Origin of the sequence: Polyangium sorediatum (assembly GCF_029946465.1) — a bacterium.
GTDB classification, from domain to species: Bacteria; Myxococcota_A; Polyangia; order Polyangiales; family Polyangiaceae; genus Polyangium; species Polyangium fumosum.
This window is the reverse complement of record NZ_JARZHI010000007.1, coordinates 111,721-131,664: the sequence shown is the minus strand read 5'-3', so window position 1 is coordinate 131,664 and position 19,944 is coordinate 111,721. Positions and strand designations below refer to the sequence as shown.

Below are 19,944 nucleotides of genomic sequence, written 5' to 3'. Positions count from 1 at the left end.
GCGCTCCTCCGCGTGAGATCAGGTATCGGCGAGCTCGGGCGGCATGCCGACGAGATGGCAAATCTGCGCGAACGTGGCCCGCCGCGTCGCCTCGTCGTCGTCGCGCAGGCCCCGAATCAGGGGGCGGAACTCGAGCGCGAGCGGGCTCTTCGTGAGGCCTGCCATGAAAAGAAGCGTCGCGCCCGCGCTGACGCGGACCACGCGCGTCGGGTGGTGAATGCAGGCCCAGGCGAGCGCGTCGCGAATCTCCGGTGATTTCATCTGGCCGGCCGCGACGACCGCCGGCGGACCACTGTCCTCGTCGCCCTCGCGAATCACCTCGGCGACGATCGGGTCGGCCTTGGGAATCGCGTCGAGGTCTTCGAGCGCGCGCGCAATGGCCACCTTCATGCGCCCGCTCGCTTCGGGCAAGGCCCTTTGCATGGGCATGACGGCGCCGCGTGTCTCCGCGGCGGCGAGCGCGGGCGGCGCGCGCCAATCGTCGACCAAGAGCCGCTCCATGAGCAGCTCCTCGGCCGCGCGCCGCTCCTCCTTTTCGAGGGAGAGGAGCGTCTCCACGTCGACCGACTCCCGGAAATTCTCGCCGGGTTTCTCGACGCTGTCGACGAAACGCTTGAATGCCTGGGGTCGCTCTTCGGTGCTCATGAGGCCTTCTTCGGCGGGGGCACCGCCAGCACGTCCTCGAGCGGCACGGGGACGAGGTCGTAGGTTTTTCCGGCCTGGTCCTTGTATTTGCCCGTGGCGCTCTCTTGCATCAAGAGGACGTTGATCGACGTGTATTTCTCGTTATCGAGGAGGATTTGCACCTCCTCGCGGAAGATCGCCGACATGCCGAGCGGCATGTACGAGACGACCACGTTGATCTCGCCGCTCGCCTTGTCCGCGAGCCTGCCCGAGATCGTGCGCCAGGCCTTGTCCTGGACCTCCCATTCGTCGCCGTACGCGGCCTTCGCGAGCGCGTCGCCGCCCGGGGTCATTTCGAGGCGCGCGCTCGGCGTGCCGCCCGCCGAGCGTTCCATCGCGAGCTGCTCGGCCACGAACCCTGCTTTGTCGCCGCCGCCCGACCAGAACACGGAGCCGCTCGGCGGCGTGGTCACGTTGCCTTCGAGCGCGATGCTCATGAGCGCCGCATAACGAACGGCCGCGGGCCCCTTGCGCCGAACCTTGGGCTTGAGCGCCTCCGCGAGCGCCGCGACCGTCGCGAACGCCGGCGATTTCTCGGGCACGTGGGTGAAGCCGGTCTCCGTCTTCGCCTCCTTGGCCTTCGCGATCTCTTTCGGGTGCGAGCCATGCCCATGCCCGGCCCGGCCGCTCACGTTGATATCGACCTTCGTCCCCGAGATCACGACCCCGGTCATGTCGATCCGCACGAATCCGCCCGGGCCCTTCAGGGTGGCGTCCTTCGTCTCGCCGACGAGCTCCTCGCCGACCTTGAAATGGATCTCCTTGCCCGTCTCGCGCGCGTAATCGCTGCCGACCTTCTCGTGCCGCTCCTGGTAGACCATGAGCGAGTGGTCCTTGCCCGTCCGGTCCTTGCGGTCCTTGTTCACGCGGACGTGCAGGTCCCACTCGTTGCGCTCGCGCTTGTGCCCGCGGACGACGACGTCCTTGTTCTTGAAGACGAGCAGGCGGCGGTGGCTGAAGTTGTATTCGGTCTCGTCCTTGCGGATGCGCTGGAAGCGGTGGCGCCCGATCCGGATGTGGTGCAGGCGCCCCGTCATTTCGAGGCGCTTCTCGTTCGTCACCTGCACCCGGTCCTTGCCCACGGTCTCCAGCAACATGCCCGTCACGTGTTTGTCGCGGACATTGCCGACGGTGTCGATCTCGTCGTTCTTGACGAGCTTGCGCAGGTTCTTCTCCGCCTGCATGAAGAAGAGCTCCTCGCTCTTCTGGTCCTCGAATTTGATCTCGTTGAAGCCATTCTCGCTCGGGATCGACTGGCTCTTCCACGTGCTGACCGTCTTGTGCTCGGGCAGCGCGTAGGGGACGGGTTTCTCCGGGTTGTAGAGCCTGCCCGCGATGACGGGCCGGTCCGGGTCGCCCTCGATGAACGTCACGAGGACCTCCTGCCCCACGCGCGGCAGGTTGAGCCAGCCATAACCCGTGCCGCCCCAGCCCTCCTCGACGCGGATCCAGCACGAGCTGTCGTCGTCGCTCTGGCCATGCCGGTCCCAGGGGAATTGCACGCGAATGCGGCCGAATTCGTCGACGTGGATCGCCTGGTCGACGTCGTCGCCCGTTTGAGGCCCCACGACCCGCACGGATTGCACGCCGAGCACGTCCGGCCGCGGCGTGGCGAGCGGCGGCCTGTAGGCGACGTCCGCGAAGACGGCGTGCCCGACGACCTGCCATTCCCCCTCCGCCGTCCCCTCGAAGATCGTGTCCGTCGTCAGCATGGGCCGCGCGACGTCGGGGTGCGGGTGGTTGTCGATGCGGAACACGACGCCCGGCGTGAGGTCGTCCAGGTTGCTCTCGAAGGCAATCCCGCCGCGATCCGCGCGCGCCGCTTCGAGCGCCCGCGTCGCGCGCGCCGTGCCCGTCGCGTCGTCGTGCCGCGCGACGCCCTTGTCGTCGGCGATGGGCGTGCCTCCGCCCCGCCCTGCCTCGACGAACATGCCGCCCGCGATGTAATGGTACTGCTCGAACCGCGCCTCGTCGCCGGCCTTCGGCGCCTCGCCGATGAGCTTGTAATCGGGCCGCCGGAAGTCGTAATCGCGGATCACGAGCGCGCCGGGGCGCACCTCGCGCACGAGCGAGATGCGCGAGATGAACTCCCGCTCGGCCTCCATCGTCGGGTTGTGCTCGTAGGGCACGGGCGCCCCCGGGCGCGGCGCATTCGTGTGCAAGGCGTCGCTGAGCGTGAGCAGCGAGCCTGAATCGTCCACGTCGGGGAACGTGTAGGCGATGCCGGCCTCTTCGAGGAGACGGCTGATGAACGTGAATTCGGTCTCCCCGTACTGGACCCTGAATTCGTGCTTCGGGTATTTGCCGCGGTCGATCTTCCACGCGCGCTTGATGCCCCACTCGTCGAGGATCTTGTCCACGATGTCGGGGATCGAGAGGTGCTGGAAGATCCGGCAATTGCGCCGCTGATCGGTGAGCCAGAGGTGCGGCACGATCCGGAAATGGTACGTCGAGTGCACCTTCGTCTGCCGGCGCTCGGCGTGCGTCTGCTCCATGAAGCTCACGTAGCCGCTCCAGACGCGGAGGTCGGCGCTCGTGAGGTTCTTGTAGCCCGTGCGCACCTTGAAGATCGCCGGGTAGCCCGCGATGGCCGCGACGTCGACCGTGGGGCTCTCCGAGCGGGCCCAGATCGAGACCGTGAACGGCGTCGAGACCGCCTCGTGGATCGAGAACCGGCGCACCGAGAGCGAGGACTCACCGCATTCGAAGCTCAATTCGAGGGTCGCCATGGCTCAATCTTTCGGCAGGTTGTAGTCGCGCACGCCTGCTTCATTGCCGATCTTCCCCGGGGCGCCCACGGAGGGCTGCGCGTCGGCATACACGATCGACCGCTGGAGGCGCGTTTGCACGATGTTCTTCTCGGCCCAGCCGGTGAGCGCGAACTCCGCCGACGAATCGTGAATGTAATCGCGCTGAAGCTCCTGCATGAAGGGCTGGGATTCTCGCGCCTTGGGGTCGTCGCGGTGCCAGTTCCACGGCTGGAGGAAATCCTTGTACCGTGTCTCCGTGTAGAACCGCCGGCGGAACTCGCTGTCCTCGTACGCGTGGATGTACCGCGCGTCGGGTTTCTCCGTGATCTGCGCGTAATCGGTGCCCTTGCGGTACGCGACGTATTGCGCGTAGATCTGGCCGAGCCGATCCGGGATCACGTACATGTGGGCGGGAAGTTTGCTCAGCGGGTCCATCGGGACGAGCGCCTTCTTGCAGGCGGTGTGCATGTCGAGCAGCGGGATGTGCGCGAGCTCCTTCTTTTTCCCAGGCACGGCAGCCTTGGCCGGTATCGTGTATTCGAACGGGACGCCGAATTCGTCGACCTGCCGGATCGTCTGCGCAGCCACGGGGGGTTTGTCGGCGCGGTCGAGGTACGACCCCCCGACGTCGCTGTGGCAGCCGGGGTACCAGAGCTCGAGCATCCATTTCTTGTAGCGGATGGGCTTCTGGTACTTGTTCCGCGTCGATTTGAACCAGCTATCCTGGTCGTTCGGATCCATGAAGATCGACGTGAGCGGGAAGAGCATGCGGAACTCGTCCTCCGCCACGAGGTGCACGCAATACTCGACGTACGCGTGATCGACCTGGAGCAGGAAGCTATCGCCCGTGTTGAACATGTTCACGGTGTCGAAGACCCCCATGAACTTGGGCGTGATCTGGATGTCCGGAATGCGCTCGAAGACCTCGCGCGGCACGAGCAGCGTCCCGCCGCGGGGGGAGGGGACCCGGATGTATTCGGTCTTCACCGGGACCTCCAGGTTGCGCACGCCCGTGGTCTTGACCTCGTTCACGAAATCACGCGCGAGCGCCGCGCCGCGGCTGAAGCCGAAGACGTCGAAGAGCTTGTGCGGGACGATCAGGTTGCCGTGCCGGGTATAGAATTCGGCGAGCTGGTTCAGCCCCCAGCGGATGCGCTCCTTGCCGCCGAAGCCGAGGCCGCCGCCCGCCATGCCGTTGCCATACCGCTTCGTGACCCCGCCCGGCGTGTCTTTGGCCGTCTTATCGTCGTAATCGAAATCCGAGCCGACGCCGTGGTGATAGACCTTGTGCAGCTTCGGGATGTCCGACGGCTTGTAACATTCGAAGAGCTTCGCGACGTTGGTCGGCCCGTTCATCCCGACCCGCTTGCCCTTGCCGTTCGGCTTCTGGCGCTCGGTGTCGTTCAGGAAATCCGTGGCCTCGAAGTCGAGCTTCCGGTTGCTCGCGCCGTTGCCCCAGTCGCGCCACTTGTTGTTGCCCGTGCCGTCGAAGAAAACGCCGATGCGGCAGCGGCCGTCGGGGCACTCTTTCGTCCCGCTCGGCGGCGCGAGCGGCATGGATTGCGCATTCGCGAGGTTTTCGAGCGCTCGTTGGATCGCCGAAGCCATGGCTCAGTCCTCCTCCATCACGACAGCATCCACGTCTTTCCAGTACGCCTCGGCATCACATTGCCGCTCGGCCTCGTCCCAGTCCTCCGGGGTCGCCTCGAACACGAGGGCCTCCATGCGCTTCTCCTCCGGCCGCGACGTATCGGCGAGGATCGCCGCGAGCACCGGATGCTCGTCGTAGGCCGGGTTGATGCGGAGCATGTTCGCCGTGAACAGCGTCAGGCACATCTCGTACGTGAGCCCGTGCTTCCGCGCCCGCGCGATGCAATGAACCACGCGGTTCTGCAGGACCTCGTCTTCGAGGAGGCAAAGCTCCTCGAAATAATAAAGCTTGAGGTGACGCACGACGCGCGTCACGAACGCGGGATCGCCGGCTCGTTCGCGTTGCTCGCGGGTGATGAGCAGCATCAGGCCTCCACCGGCACGTGCCGCGCGAGGTGGCCGTGCTCGTCCTCGACGCGGAACGCGGTGATCTCGCCGAAGAGCTCCGCCCGCTGCTTGGTCGTCGTCGTCGGCAAGAAGACCCGCAAGACCCCGGGGTCATAGAAGCGGAAATAAAACTTCTTCCGCGTATCCGCGTCCGCCACCATCAAGAAGCGGCGCAGGTGCGACCGGAGCTCCTTGAAGCTCCGCGGATACTCGATGAAAATCCCCCACCGCTTCTGGAACCCCTCCCGCACGAGCCTGTCGAGCAGCCCCGAGCCGCGCGGCAGCTCCACGAGGTATGGCGCGACGTGCGCGAGCGTCTCGCCTTCGAGCCCCTCGTAAAGCGAGCGATATCCCTCGACGGATTCGCGCAGCAACGTGAGGATGCGCTCACTCCGCGCCGCGTCGAGCACCGCGAAGAGCGGCCCGTCGACCTGCCGGAGCACTTCGAGCGCGGCCTGCTTGCGCGCCTGCCGCCCCGCCCGCTCGCGTTCGAGCCGCGGCCGGTTCTCCTCGACCCAGCACGCTTCGAGCGGCTCGAGATCCCCGTCCTCCGCGTCGAGCAGAAGGTCGGTCCGGTCGTCCTCGGGCGGCGTCCTGGCCTCGTAATAGACCATGAAATCGCTGCCGCCCGCCCGGATCCAGCCGCCGTGATCGACCTCCCGCGGCGCGTCGATCTTCTGGCCCCCGACGAGCGTCCCGGCCGCGCTCTTCAGGTCCCGCACCTTGCAACGCGACCCGTCGTACGTGACCTCGAAATGGACCCCGGACATCGCGCCGTCCGGCACGACCCATTGCGCCTTCGGCTTGCGACCGACCCGCAGCCGATCCCCCGCCGACAGGATCCGCTTCGTGCCCGCCTCCGCACCCCAGCGCAGCTCGACGATCGCCCGCTGCATGGCCTACGCCTCCCGGTTCTTTCGGGCCGCCTCCCGCTTCTGCTTCGCGCGCTCGCACTCCTCGCAGAAGGGTTCGTCCGTGCGCAGCGTCTCCGCCTGCGCCGACGAGCCGATGTTCACCGTCGGGCATCCGATCACGATCTTGCCGCCGTGCACCGTCGAGTCGCCCATGCGCGACGCCGGCTGGTTGCCGATGAGCACGGTCGACTCGCCTTGCGAGATCGAGTCGATCGGCCCGATGCAAATCGCCTTGTCGCTGATCCGCGCCGCCGGCATGAACCCGATGAGCACGGTCATTTCCCCCGAGATGATCGGGCCCCCCACGTGGGGCTTCGGTCCCTCGCACATGGGGCAGGTATGCATGTCCGTCACGCGTGCTGCTGCAGGCATGTCCCGCTCCTCTCGTTACTGGCCGATCCCGTCGACGCGCAGGTCGATCGGCTTCGGGCGATCCGGCTCCTCCACCACCGCGAGCAGCGCCTCGTCGGGCAGGATGGGACTCGCCCCCGCGCCCGAGCCCGCGCTGCCGCCGCTGTTGATGCGCACGAGCGTGCCGCGGATCGTCACGCCGCTCGAATCGATACGAATGAAACCACCCGGCCCCTTGATCGTGAGGTCCTTGGCCGCCTCGATCACGATCGACGTGCCCGCCTTGAGGTGCAGCTCCTTCGCCACTTCGAGCGCCGCGTTCTTCGCGATCTTCTCGTAGTGGTTCTTGTCGACGGTCACCGAGAGCGTGCCGTCCACGCGCTCGTTGCGGTTGCCGACGACGTAGAGGCTCATGTCCTTCTCGACGCGCTCGCGCTTCATCTGCCGGACGACGATGTCCTGATCCTTCTCGATCAGGAGCTTCATGTTCCCTTCCGTCTTCTCGTGCTCGTCGCCCTTCACCATCTTGAGGCTGTTATCCCCGACGAACAGGCTGCGATCCTGGTCGGTGATCTCCGTGCGGTTCACGCCCGTCACCTCGATGCGCGTGCCGCTCGTCGTCTCCAGCTCGGTGCGCACGACGTACTTCTGCCGGTCGTGCCCGATCGTGATGATCTCGTCGTTCTTCACGAGCTTGCGCAGGTTCTTCTCGGCCTGCATCCACACGAGCTCTTTCGTCTTGAGATCCTCGAACATGATCTCGTTGAAGCCATTGCCGCCGAGCGACGAGTTGCTCTTCCACGCGCTGCGCGTCTTGTACTTGGGCAGCTCGTACGGCACGATCTGCGTCGCGTTGAAGACGCGGCCCGTGATGATCGGCATGTCCGGATCGCCGTCGAGGAAGCCGACGAGCACCTCCTGGCCGATGCGCGGGATCACGATCATGCCGTAACCCGTGCCGGCCCAGCCCTGGCTCACGCGGATCCAGCAGGAGCTCCCGTCGTCGAATTTGCCCTCGCGATCCCAGGGAAACTGCACGCGCACGCGGCCGAACTCGTCGACGTGGATCTCCTGCCCCGCGGGGCCCACCACGGTCGCGCTCTGCACGTTGTTGAGCTTCGGCTTCGGCGTCCGCAGCGGCGGGCGGTACACGACGTCGGCGAACACCGCCCGCCCCGAGATGTTCCACTCGTCCTGCGGCGAACCCTCGATCCGCAGATCGATCACGAGCAGGTTCGTCCCGTCCGTGATGTCGGGATGCGGGTGATGACCGATGTTGAAGATCGCGCCGGGCGCGACGTCGGGGCAGTTCGTGTCGAACGCGACCTGCCCGCGGCCCATCCGGCGCGCGAGGAGCGCTCGTTCGGCGCGCCCCTTGCCGAAGGGCTCGTCGTGCCGCGCGATGCCCTTGTCGTCCGCGACCGGCGTGTTGTCGTCGGCCTTGCCCGTCTCGACGAGGAACGCGCCCGGCTGGTAGTGGTATTGCTCGTAGCGATCCTCCGGCGCCGCGGCGCGCGGGCTCTGCGTGCGAAGGGTGTACGAGGGTTTGCGGAAGTTGTAGTCCTGCATCGTCACGAGGCCCGGCCGCACCTCGTGCGAGAGCCGGACATTCGTGACGAACTCCTTCTCCGACTCCTGGTTGGGCTCCTCGATGTACGGGACGGGCAAACCCCCGCGCTTCGGCCCCTTCTCCAGTTTGTCGTGGAACGTGATGTTCGTGCCCACCTCGTCGGGGAACGTGAACGCGATGCCCGCCTCCTCGACGAGGCGGCTCATGAACGCGTAGTCGCTCTCGCCGTACTGGACCTTGTATTCGAGCTTCGGATACGTGCCGCGATCGATCTTCCAGACGGGCGTGATGCTCCACTCACCGAGGAGTTTGTCGATGATGTCCGGGATCGAGAGGTGCTGGTAGATGCGGTGACCACGGCGCTGCGTGAGCAGCCAGGCCTTCGGCGCGATGCGGAGGAAGTAGGTCGACTCGGCCTTCTGCCCCGGGATCGGCGCGACGCCGTGGACCTGCTCGACGTGCGTCACGACGCCCTTCCACGTCCGCGATCCGAGCCCGGCGACGAAGCGCACGCCGTGCACGATCTTGAGCGAGGCGTCTTTGCCGATGATGCCCTCGAGATCGACGTCCGGATCTTCGCAGCGGGCCCACACGGCGATCGTGGAGAGGGTCGAGACGCTCTCCTCCACCGTGAAGCGTCGAACGGAGAGATCCGCGCCTGAAGCTACCTTGAGCTCGAGGATGGGCATAAATGTAATTCTACCACGCGTGCCAGAGCCAAAAACAAGGGGCTTTTCCCTGGTTCCTGCATCTACGCGTGAGGCGCCCGAGCGGATTTTTCTGTGGAATCCGTTGCCGCGCCGCGTGATCTCAGGGCACGGGCCCCCCGAACAGGCCGAGGAACCGAAGCGCCCAGACGACGACGAGCGCGACCCCGCTGCCGCCGGCGACGTCCCTGCCAAACCTTTCCCATCGCGCGTCGTCGAGGAAAAGCGCGGCGAAGACCGTGGCGATCGCGACGAGCGCGAGCGGCAGCGCGAGCGGATGGAAGGTGGTCGCGGCCGCGAGATCGAGGCGCAGGAGCGCGAGCGCCGCGCGCGTGAGGCCACACGCGGGGCAGGGGAGCCCGAGCGTGAGGTGGAGGATGCAGGTGGATTGCGGGAGGAGGGCGAGGAGGGAGGCTATCGAGAGCGCCGGCAGGGCGAAGCGGAGCCGCTTTGCGGCGCTCTCACGCATGCGCTCGGACGCGTCAGGCGACGCGCTCCGCTTCCCACTTGAGGATGGTGCAGATGCCCCAGGGGTAATAGATGTTGCAGGTGACCGCCGACAGGATGAGCGTGAGCAGGTACGTCCCGAAGAACCCGCCCGGATCCTTGCGGAACTGGTAGGCCCGGCCGTCGAGCTTCGTGTTCTCCCACATGAACGCGAAGATGTTGTTCGCGAACCAGGGGCCGTAGATCCCGAGCGTGCAATACACGAGGATCATGCCGAGGATGTACGTGCCGAGCAGCGACGCCGGGTCGCCGTGGAACGTGAGCCGCCCCGGCTGCCCGGCGACGAGGACCTTGCTGTCGACGAACTCCTTCGTCTTCACGATCGCCCACGGCGTGTAGATGCCGCAGGTCACCGTCGTGAGGAGCGCGTTGATGACCATCACTTTCGCCAGCTCCTGCGGCGTGCCCGTGTACTGGCAGGGCTGACCGTCGAGCTGGAGGGCCTCGAAATAGAAGCCGTAGAACTTGTTCGCGAACATCACGGACGCCGCGAGGATGCCCGCGAACATGATGAGCCCGCCGACGAGCGAGAACAGCAACATGATGACGCCACCGGTGCGCGCCGCGCTCTCGATGGCCATTCCGATGCCGTAGAAGATGCCCATGATGAAGTAAGCGACGATCATCGGCACCACCGCGAAGAGCAGGTACGTGCCGAAGAGCTTGCCGCCGTCGCCATTGAACACGACGCGCTGCCCGATGCCGGGCACGCCCGCGCCCATCATGCCCATCGGCGGGCCGGGCGGCGGTCCATACCCAGCCTGCGGCGGCGCGTACGCCCCCATGCCCGGGGCGCCGGCCGGAGGTTGTCCCCAGCCACCGCCACCGCCCGGAGGCGGCGCGCCGCCCGGAGGCGGCCCCCAGCCCCCTCCACCACCAGCGGGCGGCATCCCACCACCGCCGGGAGGATAACCACCGCCGGGAGGATAACCACCGCCGGGAGGATAACCACCGCCGGGCGGGTATCCCCCGCCGCCGCCACCGTAACCGCCTGGGTTCATCCGTGCACCGTCCCTGGTTGCAAGTCAGGGCGGAGCGTACAGCCCTCCGGGAGAGGGTGTAAAGATGGCTTCGCGCCTGCCGGCGCTAGATCTTGGTGGTCGAACCGTCTTTCGTGTCCGTACCCGTCGTCTCCTTCTCCAGCGAGAGCTCGGAGACGCCGTCCTGGAAGCGGATGCGCGCGAGCATCAGCTTCTCCTGAAGCGCGACGAGATCGATCGTGGCCTTCGAGATCCGATCGCTCACCTCCTGCATCTTCTTTTCGAGGCTCTGCATCAGCGGCCCGCCGCTCTTGACGACTTTCAGCGTCACGATCTGCGCGTGCAGCTCATCGAGGCGCTGCCGGTATTCGGCCATCTGTTCGCGTGACGTGGTGATCCGCTGTTCGAGGTTCGCCATCTCCTTCTGGAGATCGAGCAGCTTCGTGACCGACTCCTTCAGCGGGCCCGACGCCGCCGCGCTGGAGAGGTGCACGCGCACCATCTCCATCCCCACCGTGCTGCGGATGTCGGTGCTCTTGAAGAGCGGCGTCTCCTCTTCGATGTCGACCTCGACCTTCGCGCCCGCCGGGATCTCGATCTTGAAGAGGTACGACTCACCGAAGCGCTCCTGCGAAGGCGGCGCCTTCGCCAGCTTGAACCCGGGCGAGACCGTGTGCCGCACGTACACCGTCGCCTTGTCCTGGAGGCGGTTCGTCATGACGAGCGTCTTCTTCTTCGTGTGGCGGACCTCCGTGGAGAACACGCCGCGCTGCACGCTGAGGATGCGGGCGATCGCGTCGCGTGTATCGTCCTTGCGCTCCACCACGATCTGCCGATCGAGCGCGAACGGCACGAACGCGAACGAGCGCGCCGGGATCGGATCACTCATGCCCTCGCCGATGAACCGACCCTCGCCGAACACGGTCACGGGTCCGCTCTCCAGCACCGATTCGGTGGGGTTCTTGAGGCGCACCGCGCGGAACGGGAACGACGTGTTCCCGCGCGCGCTCTCCGGATCGTAGAAATACACGAAGCCGCCCTCGGTCTCCGTGCTCAGGATCGACACCATCGCGCTCGTCAGGCGCGGCACGGTCATCGGTGTGGGCGACTCGAAATGCGACGTCCCGATCGGCTCGGCGCTCGCGGGCGCCGGCGCGTTCGGATCGAGCGTCGCGGTGTTCTGCATCTGCCCTTGTTGCGCCTCCTCCGGCGCCTCGACGATCCGGACGCCGCCCGCGCGGCCGGCTTGCATGCCGTTGCCCACGGCGACGACCTGCGAGGGATCGAGCCCGGAGCGGATGAGCTGCTCGCGGGCGCGGTTCGCCCGTTCGAGCGAAGCGCCGTACTTGTCGCCGTCGCGCCCGTCGGCATAGCCCTCGACGACCACCTGCCGCCGCGAGTTCTTGTACTGCGAGGCCAGCCGATCGAGGCCGGAGTCGTCCCTCGGTTTGTTGTTGGCGTCGGGCCACGGCTCGGCCGGTCGGCGCGCCGGCTCTTGCTTCGGGACGCTCTGCGCGCGCATGCCGCCGCCGCCTCCACCACCGAAGCCCCCGAGCGCGCCTGTCGTCGGGCCGGCGTTGCCCTTCTTGTCGGCCGCGGAGGCCTTGCCCACGGGCGGGCGCTCCTGCTCTTCACGCGCAAAGGTCGTTGCGTTCGCGAGCCGCGTGTCGTCGAGCTCCGCGACCACACGTTTGCCCCCGCCCGGCTTTTGGCCCGGGAGCACGGGCACCCCTTCGTACGTCGATCCGCCCATGGGCGGCGCCTGCGCGAAGAGATCGTTCGACTGCAAAGTTTCTCGCTGGACCATGCGGACCGAGCGCAGATCGAAGCGGAACGAGAGCGCCGAGCTCGACCCGACGCCGAGCTTCACCTTGTTCCAGTCCTCGCCCGAGGTGTTGTCCACGATGGCCCACGCCTCGACCTTCATCTTGCCGTCCTTGCCGACGGAGACGCGGTAGCTCGGCTTCCACGACGGGGCCTCGGTCACGTACGAGAGCAGGAGCTTGTGCGGCTTCGGCCCCTGGAGCTGGATCTCCATGTTGACGAGGGGCGAGCCGTTGTACTGCTGGTTCTGGTTGTTCTGCTGGTTGTTCTCCTGGCCGACGAACGCCGAGCCGGACGTCGGGTACGCGACGGGCGCGGGTTTGCCCGTGGTCGCGTCGATGACCGTGAGCGACTTCAAGAAGTCGTCGATCTTGTCCCCCGGCACGCTGAGCCGGAGCGAGTCACCGTCGATCTCGGCGTAGCGCTCGAAGTAGGCGATGCCGTTGCGGTAGACGACGACGCGGCCGAGCGTGGTGTCGCTCTTGACGAAGGTCGTCGTCTTGGCACACCCAGCGAGCCAGAGGAGCGCGATCGGAGCCAGAATCTTTCTCATCGGGAAGACCTCTACGTGCGAACCAGCAGAAGGCGCGGTGCGCCGAAGGCCCCTTCGACGAACGACCCGCCCCAACGATCTGAAGATGGTAAACCTTGTCCCTCTGCTTCGAGACAGAAAGAACGGGGGGCGGGGCCATCTCCTTACACAGGGTGGACATCTGCAACAGCATCCGCGTTGCGGCTCCTCCTTGGTCCCCATTGCGACCTGCCCGTGGTCGGGGTAGGGAACAGGCATGGCGCGCTCGACGGACCCTCCCAGCATCGACGAGCTACGGTCGCTCGTCCGGAACAAGGGCCTGCGCGCGACGGCGCCCCGCCTGGCCGTGCTCCGCCGGCTGCTCGCGCAGAAGACGCCGGTGAGCCACGGCGACCTGTGCGCCGAGCTCGCGCCCGAGGGCTGGGACCGCGCGACGATCTACCGCAACCTGATCGACCTCACGGAGGTCGGGCTCGTGCGACGCACCGACGTGGGGGATCACGTCTGGCGTTTCGAGCTGGTGCGGGAAGGGGGCGAGCATGACAGCGGGACGCACCCGCACTTCGTCTGCAACAGTTGCGGCGAGGTGGCGTGCCTGCCCGACGAGATCGTCGAGGTGAAGCCCGCGCGCGGCATCCCGCGGGCGCTGCGCAAGAAGGGGCTGGAGATCCAGTTCCGCGGCACGTGTGATCGGTGCGCGTGACGGCGGCTCGGCCCTCGGGTCGTTCATACCCGCAATAATCCGGTCGCCGGAAACTCCCACCTTCGCGCGGCACGCGTTACCCTTCCCGCGTGTCCGAAGAAACCCCGCTCCCTCTCGCCACACGGCTCTGGTTTGCCTGGGCCTGCCTGGTGCGGATCCTGTTCGACGGCCAATTCGCTGCTCGCGTGTTCAAGGCCGCCGTCCCGGCCCTCCCGCCCCCCGAGCCCGAGCCTGCCAAGCTGCCTGAAAAGGCCAAGAAACCTGCGCCCGAAAAGCCCGCGGAGCCAGACCTCTCCCCGGCCCTGTCGCTCCTCGCGCTCCTCCAGCGGGAGGGCAGGCTCGTCGACTTCTTGGAGCAGGACATCGCCACCTTCCCGGACGCCGAGATCGGCGCCGCCGTGCGCGTCGTCCACGAGGGATGCCGCAAGGCGTTGCACGATCACCTGACGATCGTCCCTGTGAGGAGCGAGGAGGAGGGGCACAAGGTGACGCTGGAAGCCGGCTTCTCTCCGGCCGAGGTGAAGCTCACGGGCAACGTGCAGGGCAAACCTCCTTATCGAGGGACGATCCAGCATCGGGGCTGGAGGGTGACGGAGCTGCGCTTGCCCACACCCACGGCCGGACACGATCCGAAGATCCTCGCGCCCGCGGAGGTGGAGCTGTGACCGCTCGTTTCGTCGTTGGTATCGATCTCGGCACCACCCATTCGGCCCTCGCATTCGCCGAGAGCGCCGCGGAAAAGCCTCGCACCGAGGTCCTGCCCATTCTTCAGCTCGTCGCGCGCGGCACGCTGGAGGAGCGGACCCTCTTGCCGTCCTTCTATTACGCCGCGCACGAGAGCGAGGGCGCGCAGGGTTTGCCCTGGGACGCCGAGCGCACGTTCGTCGTGGGTGAATATGCCAGGACGCGCGGCATCGACGCGCCGATCCGGCTCGTGTCGAGCGCGAAGAGCTGGCTCTCGCATGCGGGCGTGGATCGGCGCTCGGCGCTGTTGCCGCTCGGCGCGCCCGAGGACGTGGAGAAAATCTCGCCCGTCGAGGCTTCGTGGCGATACCTGGAGCACCTCGCCGAGGCGTGGGTGCATCGGCAAGGAAAGGAGCAATCGCTCTCGGCGCAGGAGATCGTGCTCACGGTGCCGGCCTCGTTCGACGCGGCGGCGCGGGACCTCACGGTCGAGGCGGCGGGGCTCGCCGGGTTCGAGGATCTCACGTTGCTCGAAGAGCCGCAGGCCGCGCTGTATGCCTGGATCGACGCCGCGGGTGAAGATTGGCGCAAATACATTCACCCGGGCGACGTGATCCTCGTGGTCGACGTCGGCGGCGGCACGACCGATTTTTCGGCCATCGCCGCGACCGAGGTGAATGGCTCGCTCGTGCTCGAGCGCGTGGCCGTGGGGGATCACATCCTGCTCGGCGGCGACAACATGGATCTCGCGCTCGCGCACGTGGCGCGGCAGAAGTTCGTCGCGGAGGGCAAAGAGCTCGATCGATGGCAAATGATCGCGCTTACGCATGCGGCGCGCGTGGCCAAGGAGCGGCTGCTCTCGGACGCCTCGATCGAGAGCATGCCGATCGTCGTCCCGAGCCGCGGGGCGAAGCTCCTCGGATCGTCGTTGCGAACCGAGCTTTTGCAATCCGAAGTCGGAAAAATCCTCGTCGACGGGTTTTTCCCGGTCGTCGGGGCAAACGCCCGCCCTGCGCAGCGCGCGCGCGGTGGCCTCACGCAGCTCGGCTTGCCGTATGCGCAGGACGCGGGCGTCACGCGCCACCTCGCGGCGTTCCTTGGCCGTCATGCGCGTGCGCTCGATCGGATCGAAGGATTTCCGAAGCGCGAGGGCCGCACGCTCCTGCACCCGACGGTCCTGCTCTTCAATGGCGGCGTCATGAAGGGCAAGGTGCTCGCCGATCGTATCGTCTCGACCCTCGATGCATGGCTCCAGGCGGACGGCGGCGCGCCGGTGCGTGTCTTGCCCGCGGCCGATCTCGACCTCGCGGTCGCGCGGGGCGCGGCGACGTACGGGCTCGTGCGCAAGGGCCGGGGCCTGCGCATTCGTGGCGGCACGGCGCGGGCGTATTACGTGGGCATCGAGAGCGCGGTGCCGGCCGTGCCCGGCGTCGAACCGCCGATCAGCGCGCTCTGCGTGGCGCCGTTCGGGATGGAGGAGGGCACGGAGGCCGCCTTGCCGCCGCAGGAGCTCGGCGTCGTGGTCGGCGAGCCCGTGCGATTCCGGTTCTTCGGTTCGTCGGTTCGTCGAGACGACCCGGCCGGGGTCGAGCTCGAATCGTGGGGCGAGGGCGAGCTCGACGAGCTCGCGCCGATGGAAGTGACCTTGCCGGCGGACGGGCGGCGCGAGGGCGACGTCGTGCCCGTGCGGCTGCGATCGAGCATCACCGAGGTCGGGACCTTGCTCGTCGAGGCCGTGCCGATCGAGCCGCAAAAGCCAGGCGAAAAGTGGAAGGTGGAGCTCGGCGTACGCGCGCACGGCGGCGAGGTCGCCGTGGAAGGCTAGGAGTTTTTTCATGAGCGCGCGCCGCATTGTCGGGATTGATCTCGGCACGACGCATACCGTGGTCGCCTGGGCCGACCCGGCGAGCCGCCGGCCGCCCGAGGTGTTTCCGATTCCCCAGCTCGTGAGCGCCGGCGAGATCGAGCCCCAGCCGCTCTTGCCGTCGTTTCTTTATGCGCCCCTTGCGGGCGAGGCGCTGCCCGATCCGTTCGGTGATGCGCCCTGGGTGCTCGGCGTGCATGCGCGGCGGCGCGGGGGTGAGGTCGCGGGCAGGCTCGTCGCCTCGTCGAAGAGCTGGCTCGCGCACGCGGCCGTTGATCGAACCGCGCCCATTTTGCCGTGGGGCGCGGGCGAGGACGCCGAGGATCTGCCGCGCCTCTCGCCCGTCGACGCGGCCGCGCGATTGCTCTTGCACATCAAGCGCGCGTGGAATGAAACGTTCCTCGCGTATCCGCTCGAAGAGCAAGACGTTGTTTTGACCGTGCCCGCGTCGTTCGACGAGGACGCGCGCGAGCTCACGGTCGAGGCCGCGCGGCGCGCCGGATTCGACGTGCGGCTGCTCGAAGAGCCACAAGCGGCCTTTTACGATTACATGGCCCGTGCGGGGGAGGGCGAGCTCGCGGCGCTCTGCCGGCGGAGCGGCGGCGAGGCGCTCGTCCTCGTTTGTGATGTCGGCGGCGGGACGACGGATCTGTCCTTGATAAGGGTTCGTCCCGGCGAACAACGCGGATCCACGGAGGTCGAGCGTGTCGCCGTGGGAAGACACCTCCTGCTCGGCGGCGACAACATGGATCTCGCGCTCGCGCACCTCTGCGAGAGCCGCCTCATCGAAGCGCCGGATCGATTGCCCCCGGCGCGCTTTGGCCAGCTCGTGCTCGCCTGCCGCGCCGCCAAGGAGCGGCTCCTCGGCGACGATCCGCCGAATGACGTCGCGGTCACGGTGCTCGGCAAGGGCGCGCGCCTCATCGGCTCCGCGCTCTCCACGCGCCTCTCCCGCGAGGAGGCCGAGCGTGTCGTGCTCGACGGCTTCTTGCCGCCCGCTACCCTCGCCGATCGCCCGCGCCGCGGCGGCAGCGCGCTCGTCGCGTTTGGTTTGCCCTACGAGCGCGACGTCGCCATCACACGGCACGTCGCCCATTTCTTCGCCCGCCACGCGCCCGGCGCGCCCGCGCCCCACGCGTTGCTCCTGAACGGCGGCGTGTTTCGCGCCAAACGGATCGTCGATCGGCTCGCCGAAGCGATCGGGGCGTGGAGCGCCGTTCGGCCGGAGATCCTGCCGCACCCGGATCCCGATCTCGCGGTGGCGCGCGGCGCCGTCGTGTATGGTTTGTCCCTCATCGGCCGGGGCGTGCGAATCGGAGGCGGCTCGGCACGCGGGTATTACCTGGGATTGTCGGCGGGGGCCTCCGGCCAGCGGCAGGCCGTCTGCGTGGTGCCGCGCGGCGCGCGCGAGGGGATCCGATACGATGTGCCCGGACGAACTTTTTCGCTCACCGTGGGCCGTCCGGTCCGATTTCCCCTGTACGCCTCGGACGAGGCGCTCGACCTGCCGGGCACGGTGGTCACGCCGGACATCGAGCGGTTTTCCGCGTTGCCACCTGTCTCCTCGGCCTTCGAGCCGGGCGCGCGTCCCGGCGAGGTGACCGTCTCGCTCGTGGGCGAGCTCAGCGCGATCGGCACGCTGGAACTCGCGTGTGTCGAGGTCGCCGCCGAGGTCGGCCGTCGCTTTCGATTGACCTGGGATCTGCGCGAGACGAGCCCCGACACCGCGGTCGAGACCGAGGGCGGCGTTTCTTCGGGCAAAACGATGCGGCCGGGCGTGACGGCCGGCGGCAAACGGCTGGAGGATGCGCGCGAGGCCATTGCACGCATTTATGGCAAGGGGCGGGCGGACGTCACCCCGCGCGAGGTGAAGGACCTCGTGCGCGAGCTCGAACGGATCCTCGGCGAGCGGCCCACGTGGACGGCCGAAACGAACCGCGCGCTCTTCGACGTGCTATGGCCGGGGCACAAGGGCCGGCGGCGCTCGGCCGATCACGAGCGGGTCTTCTGGCAACTCGCGGGGTACACGCTCCGGCCCGGCTTCGGCCACGCGCTCGACGAGGAGCGCGCGGCGAATCTGTTTTCGTTGTTCCACGAGCGCGTGGTGTTCGCGCAGGAGGCGCGCACGTGGCAGCATTTCTGGATCGCGTGGCGGCGCATCGCGGGCGGCCTCGAAGAGGCGGCGCAGGTGGCGATCCGGGACCTCGTCGATCCGTTCCTCGCGCCGTCGGAGAAACGATTGAAGAAGCCCAAGGGCATTCGCGCCGAGCCCGACGCGGACGTCGTGGACCTCGCTTCGTCCTTGGAGCGTGTGCCGCCGGCGCGGCGGACGGAGCTCGGTGGGTTTTTGCTCGAACGGACCTGGACCGACCGTGATCCGCGGAACTGGGCGGCGATCGGGCGGATTGGCGCGCGTGTGCCCGCCTATGCGAGCGCGCACCACGTCATCGCGCCGAACGTGGCCGAGCGCTGGCTCGACCACCTCTTGCGGGAGAAATGGGCCGAGATGCCCACGGCGCCGCGGGCAGCGATGGATATGGCGCGGCTCACGGGCGACCGCGCGCGTGACGTATCCGAGCGGGTGCGGCGTGACGTCGAGCGGAGGCTCGTCGCCTCGGGCGCGCGCGAGGAATGGGTGCGGGCCGTGCGGGAGGTCGTCGCGGTGGAGGAGGCGGATCGGGCGGCGTTTTATGGAGAGGGTTTGCCCGTGGGGATCCGCCTCGTCTCCTGACGCTCACTCCTCGTCCTTCAGCAAGAAGTCGTTGTTGATCACCTTGAACGAGAGCCGGCCGCCGAGCGTCGCGGAGCGCGACTCGACGAGGGGACGGACCACGATGCCTTCCTTGCGGTTTTTCGTTCCAGCATAAAGGCCTCGCGCCGTTTCGAGCCAGCGATCGAGCGTATGCTCGAAGTGCAGCGCCTCGTCGCCGCGGACCTCGCGCTCGATGGGCACGGTGCGCAGGCCGTACTCCTTGCAGAAACCGATGAAATCGGCGAAATCGAGGTAACGGCCCACGCGCGCGTCGTACACGCCGAACATGAAGATGTCGACCTCCGAGAGCCCGAGCCGGTTCTTTTGAATGCCCGGGCCGCACAGCTCGCCCTGCACCGCGATGCCCGGGGGGAGGCGCTTGGCAAGATCGTATCGCTCCGCCGCCCTCCAAATCGGGTTCGGGCCGGGCGCGAGGGCCCAGTTGCGCGAGCACGCGAAAAACTCGCCTTCGGGCGCGCGAAAGAACGTGGCGGACGAGCCGTCGAGCTTCGTCGAGACGTAAAACGCCTGGCCGCGCATCTCATCGAGCACGCCGAGCGCCGATTGCAGGCGGATCTCGTCCGTCTTCGGCACGAGCGCCGGAAACCCGCCCGCGACCTCGCGCGCGTCCGGCAAGACGGCCTCGTATTTGGTGACGCCGAGCCGATCGCGCACGTCCGTCCCGACCTCCGGGACCTCGCCATCGAGGATCGGGGGAGGCAACGCAAGGCCCTGCGAGAGCACGCCCCGGAGCTTGATCGTTCGCACGCGGAACCCGCGTGACCGCATGAACTCCGCCCACGGCGCGCTCGAAGGGAGCACGCTGTCGATTTCGAAGAACACGCAGCGATCGCCGGGGCGAAACTCCCCTTTTTTGACGACCACGGTCCAGCCCATCACCCGGGCCTGTTCGATTTGATCCGCGCCTTCGATCGGCGCGAGGCTCTCCACCACTTGAATCGAAACGAGCTTGCGTTCCACGACGTCCTCCGGACGCCACGCGTAGTTGTCCCGCCAGGCTCGAAATCGAGCCTGCGGACAGCCGCGAACGGCGTGATGTGGCGGACGAAAAGGAGGCCGAAGGA

At 67.5% G+C, this 19,944-nt stretch carries 15 protein-coding genes; 4 read left to right on the top strand and 11 right to left on the bottom strand.

The features are described from left to right. Positions 1-18: 18 nt before the first annotated feature. The 10 genes from QHF89_RS11335 to QHF89_RS11290 form a co-directional block, all read right to left on the bottom strand. Positions 19-645, bottom strand: a complete 627-nt coding sequence (locus QHF89_RS11335; protein WP_136966936.1) for a HEAT repeat domain-containing protein — start codon at positions 643-645, stop codon at positions 19-21. Next, positions 642-3,413 (bottom strand): type VI secretion system Vgr family protein, encoded by a 2,772-nt coding sequence (locus QHF89_RS11330; RefSeq protein ID WP_136966937.1) that lies wholly within the window; start codon positions 3,411-3,413, stop codon positions 642-644. Before QHF89_RS11330 ends, QHF89_RS11335 begins: the two co-directional genes overlap by 4 nt. A 3-nt stretch (positions 3,414-3,416) precedes the next feature. Next, positions 3,417-5,042: a T6SS phospholipase effector Tle1-like catalytic domain-containing protein gene (locus QHF89_RS11325; protein WP_136966938.1), complete on the bottom strand. Its 1,626-nt coding sequence runs from the start codon at positions 5,040-5,042 to the stop codon at positions 3,417-3,419. A gap of 3 nt (positions 5,043-5,045) precedes the next feature. Next, positions 5,046-5,450, bottom strand: a complete 405-nt coding sequence (locus tag QHF89_RS11320) for a hypothetical protein (RefSeq protein ID WP_136966939.1) — start codon at positions 5,448-5,450, stop codon at positions 5,046-5,048. Continuing rightward, complete coding sequence (locus QHF89_RS11315) at positions 5,450-6,367, bottom strand: DUF4123 domain-containing protein (RefSeq protein WP_136966940.1); 918 nt, start codon at positions 6,365-6,367, stop codon at positions 5,450-5,452. The genes QHF89_RS11320 and QHF89_RS11315 overlap by 1 nt, the downstream gene beginning before the upstream one ends. Positions 6,368-6,370: 3 nt before the next feature. Continuing rightward, positions 6,371-6,757: a PAAR domain-containing protein gene (locus QHF89_RS11310; RefSeq protein ID WP_136966941.1), complete on the bottom strand. Its 387-nt coding sequence runs from the start codon at positions 6,755-6,757 to the stop codon at positions 6,371-6,373. 15 nt (positions 6,758-6,772) lie between these two features. Further along, positions 6,773-8,995, bottom strand: coding sequence for a type VI secretion system Vgr family protein (locus QHF89_RS11305; RefSeq protein WP_136931210.1), 2,223 nt, complete (start codon positions 8,993-8,995; stop codon positions 6,773-6,775). A gap of 121 nt (positions 8,996-9,116) precedes the next feature. After that, positions 9,117-9,482 (bottom strand): DUF2752 domain-containing protein, encoded by a 366-nt coding sequence (locus tag QHF89_RS11300; protein WP_136966942.1) that lies wholly within the window; start codon positions 9,480-9,482, stop codon positions 9,117-9,119. 13 nt (positions 9,483-9,495) lie between these two features. Then, on the bottom strand, positions 9,496-10,521 hold the full coding sequence (locus tag QHF89_RS11295; protein WP_284720360.1) for a DUF898 family protein: 1,026 nt from the start codon (positions 10,519-10,521) through the stop codon (positions 9,496-9,498). A gap of 85 nt (positions 10,522-10,606) precedes the next feature. After that, the gene (locus QHF89_RS11290) at positions 10,607-12,877 is read right to left on the bottom strand and encodes a DUF4139 domain-containing protein (protein WP_284720359.1); all 2,271 of its coding nucleotides are present in this window, start codon (positions 12,875-12,877) and stop codon (positions 10,607-10,609) included. A 235-nt stretch (positions 12,878-13,112) separates the two neighbouring features. Between QHF89_RS11290 and QHF89_RS11285 the strand changes: the two genes are divergently transcribed. The 4 genes from QHF89_RS11285 to QHF89_RS11270 all read left to right on the top strand — a co-directional run bounded on the left by QHF89_RS11285 (position 13,113) and on the right by QHF89_RS11270 (position 18,838). Further along, positions 13,113-13,559 (top strand): Fur family transcriptional regulator, encoded by a 447-nt coding sequence (locus QHF89_RS11285; protein ID WP_136931206.1) that lies wholly within the window; start codon positions 13,113-13,115, stop codon positions 13,557-13,559. A gap of 89 nt (positions 13,560-13,648) precedes the next feature. Next, entirely contained in the window at positions 13,649-14,224 is a 576-nt protein-coding gene (locus QHF89_RS11280; protein ID WP_136966945.1) for a DUF2760 domain-containing protein, read from the top strand. Then, the gene (locus tag QHF89_RS11275; protein ID WP_136966946.1) at positions 14,221-16,068 is read left to right on the top strand and encodes an Hsp70 family protein; all 1,848 of its coding nucleotides are present in this window, start codon (positions 14,221-14,223) and stop codon (positions 16,066-16,068) included. Before QHF89_RS11280 ends, QHF89_RS11275 begins: the two co-directional genes overlap by 4 nt. A 10-nt stretch (positions 16,069-16,078) precedes the next feature. Continuing rightward, a complete protein-coding gene (locus tag QHF89_RS11270) occupies positions 16,079-18,838 on the top strand; it encodes a hsp70 family protein (protein ID WP_136966947.1) in 2,760 nt (919 codons plus the stop codon). A 3-nt stretch (positions 18,839-18,841) separates the two neighbouring features. Here the strand turns inward: QHF89_RS11270 and QHF89_RS11265 are convergent, their stop codons facing one another. Further along, positions 18,842-19,840 (bottom strand): RNA ligase (ATP), encoded by a 999-nt coding sequence (locus tag QHF89_RS11265; RefSeq protein ID WP_136966948.1) that lies wholly within the window; start codon positions 19,838-19,840, stop codon positions 18,842-18,844. Positions 19,841-19,944: the final 104 nt, after the last annotated feature.